Here is a 15,620-nt window from a genome sequence, read left to right as displayed (position 1 = left end):
GGCTTCCAGGACGCGCTGTTCAAGCTGCGTCTGCCCTACGCCTCCCGGAGCGCCGTGGAGTTCGCCGACGAGAGCATGGAGCTCATCAGCTACCACGCCATCGAGGCCTCCATGGAACTGGCCGCCGAGCGCGGCGCCTACGAGACCTTCGAGGGCTCGCTGTGGAGCCAGGGCATCCTGCCCATCGACTCCGTGCGCCTGCTCGCCAAGGAGCGCGGCGGCGAGCTCGACATGGACCGTGGCCAGACCCTCGACTGGTTCTCGCTGCGCGAGAAGGTCAAGCGGACCGGCATGCGCAACTCCAACGTGATGGCGATCGCGCCCACCGCGACCATCGCCAACATCACCGGCGTCAGCCAGTCGATCGAGCCGGTCTACCGCAACCTGTTCGTCAAGTCGAACATGTCCGGCGACTTCACCGTCGTCAACGACTACCTGGTCCGCGACCTCAAGGACCGCGGACTGTGGGACGAGGACATGGTCTCGCAGCTCAAGCTGCACGACGGCAGCCTCGGCGCGATCGCCCGCGTTCCGGACGACCTGAAGGCGCTGTACGCCACCGCCTTCGAGGTCGACCCGAACTGGCTCGTGGACGCCGGATCGCGTCGCCAGAAGTGGATCGACCAGGCCCAGTCGCTCAACCTGTACATGGCCGCCCCCAGCGGTAAGAAGCTGGACGCCCTGTACCGCCGCGCCTGGCGCTCCGGTCTCAAGACCACCTACTACCTGCGTTCGCAGAGCGCCACCCACGTGGAGAAGAGCACCATCAAGGGCACCGACGGCCGTCTCAACGCGGTCGCCGCGACCCCGGCGGCGAGCCCCGCCCCGGCTGCCGCCCCGGCCCCGGCCCCGGCGGCCGTCGTCCGCCCGGAGCCCGTGGCCGAGCCCGAACCGATCGAGGACGAGTTCGAGATCGTCGACGGGCAGGCCTGCTCCATCGACGACCCCGAGTGCGAGGCCTGCCAGTAGGTCCCCTCGGCCCTTCCGGCCGCGACGACTCCTCGGCCGCCCGCCCCCGCCCGGGGCGGGCGGCCCTCTCCACCCCACGAAGCGCTTCCGGGCACTCCCGGAGAAGGAAAGACACCATGACCGCGACCTCTGAGAACACCGCGAGCGCCACCAGCGGCCTCGGCGAGATCGAGCGCGACGCCGCGCGCGTCAACGTCGACGACAAGGCGATGATCAACGCCCGCGCCGACGTCAACCAGCTCCTCCCGCTCAAGTACACGTGGGCCTGGGAGAAGTACCTCTCCGGATGCAACAACCACTGGATGCCCACCGAGGTCGCGATGCAGGCCGACATCGCCCTGTGGAAGTCCCGTGACGGGCTCACCGAGGACGAGCGCCTCATGCTCAAGCGCAACCTGGGCTTCTTCGCCACCGCGGAATCGCTGGTCGCCAACAACATCGTCCTGGCCGTGTACCGCCAGCTCACCAACCCCGAGTGCCGCCAGTACCTGCTGCGCCAGGCGTTCGAGGAGGCCGTGCACACCCACACCTTCCAGTACATCTGCGAGAGCCTCGGCCTGGACGAGGGCGAACTCTTCAACATGTACCGGGAGGTCCCGTCCATCACCGCGAAGGACGCCTGGGCGCTCAAGTACACGCAGAACCTGGAGAACCCGGACTTCCGCACCGGCACTCCCGAGGCGGACCGGGCGTTCCTGCGCGACCTCGTGGCGTTCTACGTGATCTTCGAGGGCATGTGGTTCTACACCGGCTTCGCGCAGATCTTGTCGCTGGGCCGACGCAACAAGATGGTCGGCATCGCCGAGCAGTACCAGTACATCCTGCGCGACGAGTCGATCCACCTGAACTTCGGCATCGACGTGATCAACCAGATCAAGATCGAGAACCCGCACCTGTGGACCGAGGAGTTCCAGGCCGAGGTCCGGCAGATGCTGACCGACGCCTGCGAGCTGGAGGTCGCCTACGGGCGCGAGACCATGCCGCGCGGCATCCTGGGCCTCAACGGTGAGCTGTGCGAGAAGTACATGCACTTCATCACCGACCGTCGCGCCGAGCAGATCGGCCTGGCCCCCATCTTCGGGGAGACGGAGAACCCGTTCCCCTGGATGAGCGAGATGATGGACCTCCAGAAGGAGAAGAACTTCTTCGAGACCCGCGTGATCGAGTACCAGACCGGCGGCGGCCTGGACTGGGACTGAGGCGTGTTCCGCGGATCGTCCCGGGCCGCCTCTCGCCGGGCCGCCCGCGCTCGGACGGCCGAACCCGGGCCGACCTCCGCCGGCCGTCTTGCGTGAGATCGCCCGACGGTGGCCCCATCGATCGGCGCGAACGCCGAACCGAGCGAAGGCATCCACCGAACACGCACCGGTGCCTGTTCCTCGAATGCCCTTCCGCGCCCTCGGGATCGCGGGGGCGGGCGCCCACGGTCTTCCCGTTCTCCGGGCGCGCCGAGCACGAACCGGAGCGGAGGTCCGAGGAACACGGCCCAGGCGCGTTCCTCGGATAACCGCCCTGCCGCGCGACGGGCGGTGTCCACGGAACACGCCCCGGTCGCCATCGACCCGGCCCTTCTCCCTCATCGGCGGTGGGGGAGAAGGGCCGTTCACGTTCCCGGGGCCCCGATGCGGGCCGACCGGGACGGCCTCCCACCGCCCGAGATGAACGGCACGCGACGGAAGTGGGCGAACCGCCTCCCCCGGGCGGTTCGGACAGTACCTTTCTCCTGTGAGGGCTTCGCCCTCCTACTCCGGTGGCCCGGGTCGAGGCGCGCGACCCGGGCCACCGGCCTGTCCGGCCCGCCCGGAGCGGCCCCGCCGCCCCCGCCGGGAGCGGATCGCGGTCGCCGGCCCCTCCCCGAGGACGTCCGATGAATATGTCAAAGGGCGGATGTATAAACCGACAGCAGGGCATGAAACACCCGGATTTCAGGGGTCTTCGCGGTGGCACTCCGATGATTCGAGTAGGCCATCGGCAATGTTATGGAAAAGCGACCACACTGGTCTCGCCCGTCACTTGCCTTCTACTTCGGGCCGTGAAAAAAAGATCAGGTGTTTGGCGCGCCCGGCGTGGGGTAGGCGACAGGGCTCTGCCGGTTCGGGGCACTCTGCTCTTTGAACCGCCATATTTCTTGTGAATAATCCCTTTTTCCTTGTGCTGGGCATGCCTTCTTATCGGCATATCGGTCAGAGTGGACGGATAATGATCAACAGCCCGGAAAAGGGTTCGGATTTCTTTGGCCGGTGGCGGAAGTCGCGCTATTCTTATGATGTGGGTGCGTGCTGTGAAGTGCTGAACCTGGAATCCGGGGAATCGTACTTCCGGGATTCGGTGAACCCGGACCTGGCGCGGCTCGGATTCAAGAACGACGAATGGTCCACCTTCCTGGCCACGGCCAAGCGCTGAAATCCTTCTCCGCTCTCCTCTTATACGACCATCACGGGTAGGACATCGCAGTCCTGACGGGTGTACGAGGACATGGAGGCCACGGAGGGGTGGGCGGGGCCGAAACGCTCGGCGAGGGTCCGGCGCAGCTCCGACCACTCCTCCCTCACGTCCTCGCCCAGGACGTGCCTGCTCACCAGATGATTGCGGCGGGCGGTCAGCAGGATGGGGTGCGTGTCCGCCACGAGGTTGCGGCAGTCCGCCTCGGTCAGGGCGTCCAGCTCACGGGCGTCGGCGTGACGTTCCGACCCGTACAGGTCCGTCGCCAGGTTGAGCGCCGCGGGCAGGGTGGTGAACGATCCCGGCCCATAGATCCTCTGAAGACGCTCCAGAGCGGCCTGATCCACGACCGCCGCCCGGGTGAACGCCCCTTGGGCGCGCAGCACGATGCCGATACCCACACGGGCCCAGGCCGGGAACGGGTGACCGTCGGGGAACCGCTCGTCGGTCGGGGGCAGGAGGCGCCGCGCCTCCTCCGCCGCCTCGTCCCGGCGACCCGCCCGGGTCAGCGTCACCATGTGCACCAGTCGGCAGTACAGCGTCTGGCGCACCGTCGGCGGGTAGTGGCGCCGGTAGAGGGCGAGCGCCCGGGAGGAGTACTCCAGCCCCGTCTCCGTGTCGCCGAGGTCACGGTGGACCACCGCCAGGAACAACGACCCCTGAAGGGCGTGCGGGGTCTCGGCGGCCGAGATCGCCTCGAACCGTTCCATGCACCTCTCCAGGCGGTCGCGCGCCTCCTCCCAGCGCCCGAGGGACATCAGGGTCAGCCCCAGGTTGAGGTCGGTGCGCAGGGTCGGCACGCTGTCGGGCCCCAGCAGGGCGGCGCGTTCGCGCAGGTTGCGCTCGGAGACCAGGAGCGCCTGGTCGAACCTCCCCTGTTCCTGGAGCACCTGGGCGTAGTCGTGCGCCGCCTCCAGGGTGTGGGCGTCCGGCTCGGACCCGGTGCGGGCGCGCCGGTGCTCCAGGATCTGTTCGAAGAGGCGCTCGGCCTCGTCGAACCGGGCGAGTCCGCTCAGGGCGATGGCCACCGCCCGCAGCGCCTCCAGGGTCTCGTCGGCCTCGGGGCCGCCCCGGTCGAGCTGCCCCCGGTGGATGTCGCGCGCCTCCGCCAGTGCGGTCGCGTACTCGCTGTGGATCCGCCGGATCTTGTTGCGTCGCAGACGGGCGTGCAGCAGGGGCGCCGGGTCGTCCCCCCACGCGTTGACGGCCTGGTCGGCCACGCCCACGGCCTTGGGGTACTCGCCGGTCTCGGTGAGGAAGTCGATCACGTTGAGGACCAGGGAACGCACCCTCGGGTCACGGCTCGACCAGGCCTGGGACTCCTTCACGTGGGCGTGCAGCACCAGGTACCGGTCGCGGTGCGCCGGGTCGGCGGGCTCTCCCGGGTCGTTGTGGGCCAGTACCCGCCGGGCCAGCTCCCGGTAGCGCAGTTTCTCCACCAGGGGCATCGAGTCCCGGATCACCTCCTGGAACAGTTCGTGCAGGTGGAAGGTGTCGTTGCCGGGGTCGACGGAGACGAGTCTGCGCCGTCGCATGAACTCCAGGACCCGATCCAGGCGGACCTCGTCGTCGAACGGTCCCCTCTGCCCAGGGGCGTCCCCCAGGCCGCGGGCCCGGGTGAAGAAGGACCGCGACAACGGCAGCGGGGCCAGGAAGGCGCACAGGCGCACGAGTTCGACCACCGCTCGGCCGGTGCCGTCGTCGGCGTCCCCGAGCAGTTCCTCGGCCTGGATCGCCCAGGCCGCCGCCAAGGGCGCGGTGTGCTCGTCGTCGGTGCCCATCCGGGTCACCATGTCGGTGTAGCGCTCCTGGAAACGCTCGAAGAACTCCTCGGTCTCCAGCGGGGACTCCCGCAGGAACGCCCCGACCTGGGACAGGGCCAGGGGCAGGTGTTCGAGGTGCTCGGCCAGGCGCTCGCCGGTGCCGAGCGGCTCCACGCGTTCGGGGCACACCTTGCGCAGTAGGGACAGGCTCTCGGCGGTGTCCAGCCGGGGCACGACCCGTCCGTCGATGAGACGACCGATCCGGTTCCACCGTGGGCGCCGGTGGTCCCGGCTGGTGATGAGGACCCGGCCGGGCCCTCCCTCGGGCACGTAGTCGGAGACCAGGGTCTCGATGTCCGACGCCCCGTCGAACACCAGCAGCCACGAACCGATCCTCGGGTCGCGGGTGAGGGCCCGGCGCACCCCCTGCACGGTGCGGGCGATGTGGTCGTGGGAGACCGTCAGCCCGATCTGCTCGGCCAGACGCAGAAAGGAGCCGTTGGCGTCGATGTCGGTGGCGGCGGGCACCCACCAGATCAGGTCGTAGTGCTCGGCGTACCGGTGCGCGTACTGACGGGCGATGAGGCTCTTGCCGACACCGCTTCCGCCGCCGATCAGGTAGCGGGCCCCCTCGCGTCCCTGCAGGGCCGCGTGGATCTGTTCGAGGATCGCCTCGCGGCCGGTGAAATCGGGATCCGCGGGGGGAACGCCGCCCATCACCGGTGGATGGTCGCGGCTCCCGCCGGTCGGGCCGGTTCCGCTCGTCATGGTCCTCCCGCTTTCTGTGCGGCGGCTCGGGAAGGCCGTTCGTCCACGATTCTCGGACGGATGGGGGCGTCGGAGGTGGGGGAGACGGTCGACGGGCGGGTGCGGGGTGGCCCCGGTTCCGCCTGATTCCAGGCTAAGCGGCGGCTCTGGGGATGTCGATACTCGTCCACGTCCTGTGGACGGAAGGGCGGAAGCCGACATCGGCGACCCGGCCGGCCGAACCGCGCTCGGTCATTTGTTCCAGCGGACGAAATCACGGGCCCCGGCCTGGCTCAGCGGACAATAATGGCCGGTCAAAGACTCAGAGAGGTCTCGAAGTGGTGTTTTTCCGAGCCCGGGTGTTGTGACCTGATGAACAAAAGGTGATGATCCGGGACAGTGAACATAAAGAACGCGTGAGCACTCCTCGCGCGTCGTCCAGGAAAGGAGGGTGGCCTTGACCGAGTCCATGCTCTGGTCCACCGGCGCCTTCGGCGTCTACCTCATCGCCATGGTCGCCATCGGCCTGTGGGCCTACAGGCGCACCGTCTCCCAATCGGACTTCGTCCTAGGCGGACGTCGGCTCAACAGCTGGGTGGCGGGCCTGAGCGCCAACGCCAGCGACTTCAGCGGCTGGCTGCTGCTGGGCCTGCCCGGCGCCGTCTACGTCTCCGGCCTGGGTGAGGCCTGGATCGCCGTCGGACTGGCCTGTGGCTTCGCCGGAAGCTGGATCCTCCTGGCCCCGCGCCTGCGGGTCTACACCCAACGGGTGACCGACGCCCGGATCGGCGGCGACTCCGACTCGCTGACCCTGCCCTCCTTCCTGGAGAACCGGTTCAACGACCCCACCCGCCTGCTGCGCGGCGTGTCGTCGGTCCTCATCATCGTCTTCTACTTCTTCTACGTCGCCTCCGGCCTGGTCGCCATGGCCGCCCTGTTCGACCAGATCTTCGGTCTGGACCCGGCCCCGGCCATCGCCATCGGTGTCGGCATCGTGGTGCTCTACACGGTGCTCGGCGGGTTCCTCGCCGTCTCCTACACCGACGTGGTCCAGGCCGCGATGATGTGGCTGGCCCTGCTCATCGTCCCGGTCCTGGCGATCACCGCCCTGGGCGGATTCTCCGGACTGGCCGACGGGGTCGCGGCCAAGAGCGACGGCCTGCTCTCGGCGGTGGGCGGCACCTCCCTGGACGCCGACCTCGGACAGTGGGTGTCCACCGACACCCTGGGCTGGGTCGTCATCGTCTCCGGTCTGGCCTGGGGCCTGGGCTACTTCGGCCAGCCCCACATCCTCGCCCGGTACATGGGCATCCGCTCGGTCAAGGACATCCCGGCCGCCGCCACCATCAGCGTGACCTGGGCGATCAGCGCGATGGCCCTGGCCGTCCTGGTCGGCTTCATCGGCATCGCCCGGTTCGAGACCCCGCTGGACTCCCCCGAGCAGGTGTTCCCCCGCCTGATCGAGGCCCTGGCCCACCCGCTGGTCGCCGGCGTGCTGCTCGCCGCCATCCTGGCCGCCGTGATGAGCACCGCCGACTCCCAGTTGCTGGTGGCGTCCTCGTCCCTGACCGAGGACGGCTATCGGGCGTTCGTGGACCGCGACGCCGACCCCAAGACCCTGCTGTGGATCAGCCGCGGCGCCGTGATCGCCGTGGCCCTGGCCGCGGCCGGCATCGCCCTGTGGGGGAACAGCTCGGTGATGGAACTGGTCGGTTACGCCTGGGCCGGGTTCGGCGCCGGGTTCGGCCCGATCCTGCTGCTGTCGGTGTTCTGGAAGCGCATGACCTGGACCGGTGCGCTGGCGGGCATGATCGCGGGAGGCGGCACCGCCATCCTGTGGGACATCCTGGACGAGGCCTTCTTCGGCATCGGCCTGTACGCGATGGTCCCGGCCGCGATCCTGAGCTTCGCCGCGATCTTCGTGTTCAACGGCCTGGGCAGGGTCAGCGACCAGATGGCCGCCGACTTCGACCGGGTCGAGGCCGAGGTCCGCTCCGGCGAGGAGGGCGGTTCCGCCGTCGCTTCGGAGGACGCCAAGGCCTGACGGTCGTCCACCGCACAGCGGATCCGGGGCCCGCGTCACCTGACGCGGGCCCCGCTCCGTTCCGGTGAGGACCCGCGGGCACCCGCCCTGGCGCGCGTGTCGCGGGAGCGGTAGAACGGTGACATGTCGTCACCGAAGGAACACCCGGCCGCGTGGGCCCGGACCGACGTCCCCGAAGGGCTCGGACTGGGCGCGCTCATGCCCGAGCCCGACGGTTACCGCCTGGAGGCGGGGGAGGCCGTCGTCGACGGCGGCGCCGGATACTTCGTGCGGTTCGGTGTGCGCGCCGATCTGGCCTGGGCCACCCGTGAGGTGCGCGTGGAGGTGGTCTCCGCACGCGGACTGACCTCGGTCCTGCTCAACGCGCAGGGCGGTCACTGGACCGACGCCGACGGTCGCCCCCTGCCCGAACTGGTCGGTTGCCTGGACGTGGACGTGGCCGCCACCCCGCTCACCAACACCCTGCCGATCCGTCGGCTGGGCCTGCGTCCGGGCGAGTACCGCGACATCGCGGTGGTCTGGATCGACGTGCCGTCGCTACGGGTCAGACGGGTCCGGCAGCGCTACACCCGCCACCCGGCCGAGAACGGGCTGGAGGTCTACACCTACCGCGACCCGCTGCACGGGGAGTACCGATTGTCGGTGGACGGCGACGGCGTGGTCGTCGATTACGAGCGGTTCGCCCGCCGGTTGCGCGAGGGCGAGACGGCCGTCGAGTGGTCCGCCGGTGTCACGTCCGGTGTTGCGGACGGGTGATAATCGGCGAACAGCCGTACCGCAATCCCAGATTTCGGGGGACACCACGTGACCGACACAAAGCTCAGCCGGGATCGCCGTGAGATCATCCGCGACCTGGAGGTCGCCGCGGACTTCGACGCGCACGCCGAGATCGAGCGGCGCGTCTCCTTCCTCGCCGAGCGTCTGACCACCACCGGCACCACCGCCCTGGTCCTGGGCATCAGCGGCGGCGTCGACTCCCTCACCGCCGGCCGACTGTGCCGACTGGCCGTGGACCGGGTCCGCGCGGCCGGCGGCACCGCCGAGTACATCGCCATGCGCCTGCCCCACGGTGAGCAGAAGGACGAGGACGACGCCACCCGCGCCGTGGGGTTCACCGAGCCCGACCGCCTCCTCACCGTCGACATCCGCCCCGCCACCGAGGCCATGGCCGCGTCCCTGCGCGAGGCCGGCATGACCTACCCGGACGAGGGCGTCGAGGACTTCGTCATCGGCAACGTCAAGGCCCGCCAGCGCATGATCGCCCAGTACGCCGTCGCCGGGGGAGTGCGCGGACTGGTGGTCGGCACCGACCACGCCGCCGAGGCGGTCACCGGGTTCTTCACCAAGTACGGCGACGGCGGCGCGGACCTCGTTCCGCTCACCGGACTCACCAAGCGCCGGGTACGGGCCGTCGCCGCGACCCTGGGCGCCCCCGAGGACCTGGTGCGCAAGATCCCCACCGCCGACCTGGAGTCGCTCTCCCCGCAGAAGCCGGACGAGGAGGCGCTCGGTCTCACCTATGAGCAGATCGACGACTTCCTGGAGGGGCTGCCCGTCCCCGCCTCGGTCGAGGAGTCGCTGGTGACCCGCTACCGGGCCACCGCCCACAAGCGCGCCCTGCCCACCGCTCCCTGAGTCACGGGCCCCCGCCCCCGACCCGTGGTGGTGCACGCACCACCATTCGCGGTCGGGGCAACCGCCCCTGGTAAAGAGGCATCAGATCCATCGCGATCCTCGGTCGATCACACCTAAGGTCGTGGAGTACGACGTGCCGGGCCTCGGAGGTCGATCACCCCGATCGCGGCGCGATTCCTTCTACGGGTGCCGACACGCGCGCCCTCCCCCCTGAAACCGGCCGGTACGGCCCGCGCCCCGGACACGCGCGTGTCCCACGGCCGACACCGGCAGGAAGATCCAAGGAGTGATCGGATGACCGTGACCGCAGGCCATGAGGGCCCGCCGACCACGACGACGGCCCGGACCCTCACGGGCGTCGAGTCGCGCGACGTCCCCGCCATCGGCCGGGACCGCTTCCTCGACGTCCTTCGCCTGTTCGTCATGGTGCTGGTGGTCATGCAGCACTGGTGGCTCCCCGTCCTGGCGCAGAACCAGGGCATGCTCGACGCCGGCAGCGTGCTGTCCACCCAGGGCGGGTTCGCCCTCACCTGGGTCTCCCAGGTGATGCCGCTGATCTTCTTCGTGGGGGGTGCCGCGAACCTCATCAGCTGGCGGGCCGCCTCGGGCAAGGGCGTCACGGCGGCCACCTGGTACGCCCGACGCCTTCGCCGGCTCGCCTGGCCGGTGGTCCCCTTGGCGGCCCTGTGGATCGTCGCCTCCCACGTGCTGGTGCTCGGCGGCGCGCCCGCCCAGCCGGTGCTGGTGGGCGCGGGGGCCGCGGGCATGGTGCTGTGGTTCCTGGCGGTGTACGTGCTGGTGGTCGTGGCCACCCCGGTGCTCTCCCTGGCCCATGAGCGGTTCGGCGCCTGGACCCTGCTGGCCTTGCTGACCGGCGCGATCGCCGTCGACCTGATCCGGTTCGGCACCGGAACGGAGTGGGTGGGCTACCTCAACGTCGCGTTCGTCTGGTTGGGCGTGCACCAGCTGGGCTTCTCCTACGTGACCGGGCGGATCCGCCGCCGGCACGCCGCGATGCTGGCCGGCGCCGGCGTGGCCGTGGCGCTCGGCCTGGTGGCGTTCGGTCCCTACTCGGTGAACATGACGGGCGTGTTCGCCGCCGAGACCTCCAACGTGGCTCCGCCGACCCTGGTGCTGGCGGCTCTGGGCGCGTTGCAGGTCGGTGTGGCCGTGCTGGCTCGCGAGGTGATCGGAACCTGGGCGGACCGGCCCGTGACGGCGCGTCTGCTGGACCGGATCTGCCCGCAGTTGATGACGGTCTACCTGTGGCACATGCTGCCGATCAGCGTGGTCGCCGGGGTCGTGGTGTTCGGCCTGGGCATCGACACCCCCGAGCCGATGACCGGCCTGTGGCTGCTGTGGGGCGTCCTGGGGGTGGCGGTGCTGGTTCCGCTGATCCTGCCGCTGGCCCACTGGGCGGTGCGGTTCGAGAACCCGCCCAAGGTGCTCTCCGGTTCGCCGGGGATGATCCGGGTGCTGGTGGCGGCGGCCCTGGTCGGCGGTGGTCTGCTGACCTTGACGGTGACCGGCCTGGGTCTGGGCTGGGGGCCGCTGGCCGGTCTGCTCATGGTGCTCTGCGGAGTGGTCCTCACCCGGTCACCGGACCGTGCCCGACCGTAGACGACGAGTGAGGAAACGACATTTTTCGTTCAGGTTCCCGTCATGTCGAGGGGAGCCGCGGGCCGACCCGGGGTAGACCAGGCGTCATGGATCCGACACGCATCGCCTTCGAGGGAGGGGGGACGGGCCGCCCGCTGGTCCTGTTGCACGGGCTGGGCGACCGTCGCCAGAGCTGGAGCGCCGTGGTGCCCAGGCTCACCGAGGACTACCGCGTCTTCTGCGTCGATCTGCCGGGGTTCGGGCGGACCCCGGCGCCGCCGCCCGGGGAGCCCTACGACGTCTTCACGATGACCGAGGCGGTGGAGGCGTTCTGCCGGCTCCACCAACTGGAGAACCCGCATCTGGCGGGCAACTCGCTGGGCGGGTCCATCGCCCTCGAACTCGGTGCCCGCGGGCTGGCCGGTTCGGTGACGGTGTTCTCGCCCGCGGGGTTCTCCGGCGACCTGGGCCGGTGGGGGCTGCGCACGGTGGGCACCTTCGCGAACCTGGCCGCCCGCGTGCCCATGCCGCTCAAGGAGCGGTTGGCGAGCACGCCGCCGGCCCGTGCGCTGGCCCGGACCGTGCTGCGCGGCGACCCCTCCTCACCGGAGGCCAAGGCGACGCGCTTCAGCGTCCGGGGTCTCCAGGAGGGCGCGCCGTTCATCCGGATGATCCCGCACATCGCGGAGTACGACTTCGAGGCGGGGCCGATCGACTGCCCGGTCACGATCGCCTGGGGCGACCGGGACCGGACCCTGCTGCCCTCCAGCGCCGAACACGCGCACCGGCGGGTACCCGGTGCCCGGATGGTCTCCCTGCTCGGCAGCGGGCACATTCCGATGGCGGACGACCCGATCTCGGTCGCGGAGCACATCAAGTGGACCTGCCGCGCGGCCGACCTGGGCCATCGCCGGGCCGTGCGGTCGGCTTCACGGCCTCATTAGGGAGGGGGGACGATGACCTTCCCGGTCCTTTGTGTCAACGTTGTCCTTGTCCGTGTCGGTCGCCCCGCATCCGTGACGGGGGCGGGGGCTGGAGGAGGCAAGGGAATTTGACTGTGAAGCATCGTCCCCCGGGGGACCCCCGTCGGCTCGGGGATGAGGAACGGCGCCTGCGCGAGTTCGCCGCGGGTTCGGTCGTGCCGGACGGGTTCGGCGCGCTCGACGCGCACGGCCGGGTCGAACCGGACCGGCCCGTGGAGACGTGGATCAGCGCGCGGATGACGCACGTGTTCTCACTGGCCCTGCTGCGGGGCGACCTGGACGCCGCGCGCGCGGCCGACCACGGTGTGCGGGCGCTGGCCGAGGGCCCGCTCCGCGACACCGAACGGGAGGGCTGGTTCGACGTGGTCCCCCGGGAGCGCTCCCACGGCCGGAAGTCCGCGTATCCGCACACCTTCGTGGTGCTCGCCGCCGCCACCGCGACCCTCGCCGGCCGGCCCGGCGCCCGCGCCCTGCTCGAAGACGCGCTGCGGGTCATCGAGACCCGTTTCTGGGACGCGTCGGCCGGCGCGCTCCTGGAGGGCTGGGACGCCGACTGGACCGAGACCGAGGACTATCGGGGCGCCAACAGCAACATGCACGCGGTGGAGGCCTTCCTGGCCGCCGCCGACGCCACCGGTGACATCGTGTGGACCCGGCGGGCACTGGCCATCGCCGAACGCCTCGTCCACGGCGTGGCCGCCGACCACGACTGGCGGCTCCCCGAGCACTTCACCGCCGACTGGGAACCGCTCCCCGACTACAACCGGGATCATCCCGACCACCCCTTCCGGCCCTTCGGGAGCACCACCGGCCACCTGTTGGAATGGTCCCGGCTGCTGGTGCACCTGGAGATCGCGCTCACCCGGGCGGGAGAGGCGGTCCCCGGCTGGCTGCGCACCGACGCCGAGGCCCTGTTCTCCCACGCGGTCCGGCGCGGCTGGAACGTGGACGGGGCCGAGGGCTTCGTCTACACCCTCGACTGGAACGACCGGCCGGTCGTGCGCGAACGCATGCACTGGGTGGACGCCGAGGCCACCATGGCCGCCTGGGCCCTGGCCCGCCACACCGGCGACCGCGCGCACCTGGAGCACTACGAGCGCTGGTGGGACCACATCGAGCGCCACCACATCGACGTCGAGAACGGCAGCTGGCACCACGAGCTCGACCCGGAGAACCGGCCCGCGGCCACGGTCTGGCCGGGCAAGCCCGACGTCTACCACGCCTACCAGGCCGCCCTGCTGCCGCAGATCCCGCTGTCCACATCCCTCGCCGCCGGGGTGATCGAGCACACCGACCCCCACCTGGTCGTGGTCGGCGAGAACGTCATGGACCTGCTGCCCGCCCCGGGCGGCCCCGGAGCGCTGCGGGCCGCGCCGGGCGGCGGACCGGCCAACACCGCGGTGGCGGCCCGCCGCCTCGGGGTCCCCACCCGGTTCCTGGCCCGTATCGGCTCGGACGGGTTCGGCCGGATGATCCGCGGCCGACTGCTGGTGGAGGGGCTCGACCCGGTCGGGCTGCTCCCCGCGGAGGAACCGTCGGCGCTGGCGCTGGCCGGGTTGGGCGCGGACGGCTCGGCGGTCTACGACTTCCGGATGGACGACGCGGCCGACTGGCGATGGCGTCCCGGCGAACTGCCGGAGGAACTGGAACCGGGGGTGCGCGCCCTGCACGCGGCCTCCCTGGCCCTGTTCCGGGAACCGGGCGCCGGGTTCGTCGAGGCGCTGCTGCGCCGCGAACACGGTCGGGGGCGGGTCACCGTCACCCTCGACCCGAACATCCGGCCGGGCGTCATCGGCGACCCCGAGGCCGCCCGCGCACTGGCCCTGCGCCATGTCGCGCAGGCGCACGTGGTGAAGGCCAGCGACGAGGACCTCGCGTTCCTGTACCCGGACCTGACACCGGAGAAGGCGGCCGACGCCCTGGTGGAGCTGGGGCCCTCGCTGGTGGTGGTCACCCTCGGGGCGACGGGCGCGTTCGCCCTCTCGCACGGGGTGCGGGTCGAGGTGTCCGCGCCCAGGGTCGAGGTCGTCGACACCGTGGGCGCGGGCGACACGTTCATGGGGGCGTTGCTGGCCTGGCTGGACGCCCACGACCGGTTGGGGTCCGACCCCCGGGCCCGGTTGGCCGACCTGGCGGAGGCGGACCTGGCGCAGATGCTGGGCTTCGCCGCCCGGGCCGCCGCCGTCACCGTCACCCGGGAGGGCGCCGATCCGCCGGTCACCGCCGACCTGGCCTGATACGGGTCACAGCCCCTGGAGGGTGTGGTCGACGAGGTGGTCCACGACGTCGGTGAGTCGACCCCGACGCGCGTGGGCCGCCCGTTGGCGGGCCGCCCCCGATCCCCGACGGCGCAGCCGGTCCAAGAGGTCGGCGGCCAGGTCGGCGTCGCCGTTGGCGCTCAGTCCGGGCAGGGCGGTGGCCAGCAGTCTGTCCATGGCCACCGCCGCGGGGAGGGTCTCCCCGGTGAGCGGGTCGGGGACCACCCCCTCCAGCCCGTCGCGGGCCGCCCGCCACATGGCGGCCCGCAGGGCCGTGTCGGGCACCTCGGGCACGGGGACGCCCCGATCGACGTCGGAGAGGACCCGGGAGACCAGTCCCCGGGTCAGGACGGCGAACAGCAGTGCCTCCTCGGCGGTGGCGGCCACGTCGCCCACCCGGATCTCCAGGGTGGGCAGGTGCTCCGAGAGACGGACGTCCCAATAGACCATGTGACGATCCAGGATCGCCCCCGACGCGGCCAGGGCGCGCACGGCCCGTTCGTGGTCGTCGAGGGAGCGCATCCGCGGCGGCGGCCCCGCCGACGGCAGTCGGCTCCAGGTGATGGTGCGCCAACTGGCGTGTCCGGTGTCGCGGCCGTTGTGGAAGGGCGAGTTCGCCGACATCGCCACCAGGAAGGGCAGCCAACGGCGCAGATGGCCGACGGTCAGGACGGCGTTCTCCCGGTCGGAGATCCCCACGTGCACATGGCAGCCGCACACGATGTGCGATTCGCGCAACGCCCCGAAGTGGGCGGCGATCTCGGCGTAACGGGCTCCGTCGCTGATGACGGCGCTCGACGGGTCGCCCAGGACGGGGGTCCCGGAGGCCACCACGGCCAGGCCGGCGACCTCGGCGGCCCGGGCCAGTTCGCGTCGGGCCTCGCGCAGGAACCGGCGGGCGTCCTCGGCGCCGCCGCACACGGGACTGTTGGCCTCCACCTGGGCCCGGCTGAACTCACCGCACAGTCGATCGTCCATCCGGGTACGGGCGAGCAGCTCGGGAGCACGGGAGAGGATGCGGCGCGTGCGCGGGTCGACGACGAAGAACTCCTCCTCGACACCGAAAGTGGGCGGGGCGACCTGGGGGCGCAGGTCGTGTGCGACCAGGGAGTGGTTCCGCATCGAATGTCGTTCCCTCCTGCCGTCGGGTGCGTCCCCGCACTGATATCCCGGGCGAGAC

General features: G+C 70.9%; 10 protein-coding genes and 2 pseudogenes. 10 read left to right on the top strand and 2 right to left on the bottom strand.

Annotated elements, in window-relative coordinates; genetic code table 11:
• The 3 genes and pseudogenes from PWG71_RS27300 to PWG71_RS27290 form a co-directional block, all read left to right on the top strand.
• Positions 1-969, top strand: a pseudogene (locus tag PWG71_RS27300) (ribonucleoside-diphosphate reductase subunit alpha); the annotation flags it as partial.
• Positions 970-1,085: 116 nt separating this feature from the next.
• Positions 1,086-2,168, top strand: coding sequence for a ribonucleotide-diphosphate reductase subunit beta (locus PWG71_RS27295; protein ID WP_274812906.1), 1,083 nt, complete (start codon positions 1,086-1,088; stop codon positions 2,166-2,168).
• 1,000 nt (positions 2,169-3,168) lie between these two features.
• Positions 3,169-3,372, top strand: coding sequence for a DUF397 domain-containing protein (locus tag PWG71_RS27290; protein ID WP_274812905.1), 204 nt, complete (start codon positions 3,169-3,171; stop codon positions 3,370-3,372).
• A 20-nt stretch (positions 3,373-3,392) separates the two neighbouring features.
• On the opposite strand, the gene fxsT is transcribed toward PWG71_RS27290, so the two are convergent.
• On the bottom strand, positions 3,393-5,942 hold the full coding sequence (gene fxsT / locus PWG71_RS27285) for an FxSxx-COOH system tetratricopeptide repeat protein (RefSeq protein ID WP_274812904.1): 2,550 nt from the start codon (positions 5,940-5,942) through the stop codon (positions 3,393-3,395).
• 448 nt (positions 5,943-6,390) lie between these two features.
• Here fxsT and putP point away from each other — a divergent pair, with 448 nt between their 5' ends.
• From putP to PWG71_RS27250, 7 genes and pseudogenes are all read left to right on the top strand, one after another.
• Positions 6,391-7,965 carry a sodium/proline symporter PutP gene (putP, locus tag PWG71_RS27280; protein ID WP_274812913.1) on the top strand — a complete coding sequence of 525 codons (1,575 nt, stop codon included), beginning with the start codon at positions 6,391-6,393 and terminating at the stop codon, positions 7,963-7,965.
• Between the two features lie 123 nt (positions 7,966-8,088).
• Positions 8,089-8,721 carry a putative glycolipid-binding domain-containing protein gene (locus tag PWG71_RS27275; RefSeq protein WP_274812903.1) on the top strand — a complete coding sequence of 211 codons (633 nt, stop codon included), beginning with the start codon at positions 8,089-8,091 and terminating at the stop codon, positions 8,719-8,721.
• 48 nt (positions 8,722-8,769) lie between these two features.
• Complete coding sequence (gene nadE, locus PWG71_RS27270; RefSeq protein WP_274812902.1) at positions 8,770-9,600, top strand: ammonia-dependent NAD(+) synthetase; 831 nt, start codon at positions 8,770-8,772, stop codon at positions 9,598-9,600.
• A gap of 294 nt (positions 9,601-9,894) precedes the next feature.
• A complete protein-coding gene (locus tag PWG71_RS27265; RefSeq protein ID WP_274812901.1) occupies positions 9,895-11,220 on the top strand; it encodes an acyltransferase family protein in 1,326 nt (441 codons plus the stop codon).
• 86 nt (positions 11,221-11,306) lie between these two features.
• Complete coding sequence (locus tag PWG71_RS27260; protein ID WP_274812900.1) at positions 11,307-12,143, top strand: alpha/beta fold hydrolase; 837 nt, start codon at positions 11,307-11,309, stop codon at positions 12,141-12,143.
• A 107-nt stretch (positions 12,144-12,250) separates the two neighbouring features.
• Positions 12,251-13,477: pseudogene (locus PWG71_RS27255) on the top strand (AGE family epimerase/isomerase); the annotation flags it as partial.
• Complete coding sequence (locus PWG71_RS27250) at positions 13,460-14,419, top strand: carbohydrate kinase family protein (RefSeq protein WP_274812912.1); 960 nt, start codon at positions 13,460-13,462, stop codon at positions 14,417-14,419. The pseudogene PWG71_RS27255 and the gene PWG71_RS27250, both read left to right, overlap by 18 nt.
• A gap of 6 nt (positions 14,420-14,425) precedes the next feature.
• Here PWG71_RS27250 and PWG71_RS27245 read toward each other — a convergent pair whose 3' ends face one another.
• Positions 14,426-15,562, bottom strand: a complete 1,137-nt coding sequence (locus tag PWG71_RS27245) for a carboxylate-amine ligase (protein WP_274812898.1) — start codon at positions 15,560-15,562, stop codon at positions 14,426-14,428.
• Positions 15,563-15,620: the final 58 nt, after the last annotated feature.

This window comes from Nocardiopsis sp. N85, assembly GCF_028882275.1.
Lineage (GTDB): Bacteria > Actinomycetota > Actinomycetes > Streptosporangiales > Streptosporangiaceae > Nocardiopsis > Nocardiopsis lambiniae.
Note: the sequence above shows the minus strand (reverse complement) of the source record. Positions and strands in the feature narration are given on the sequence as shown.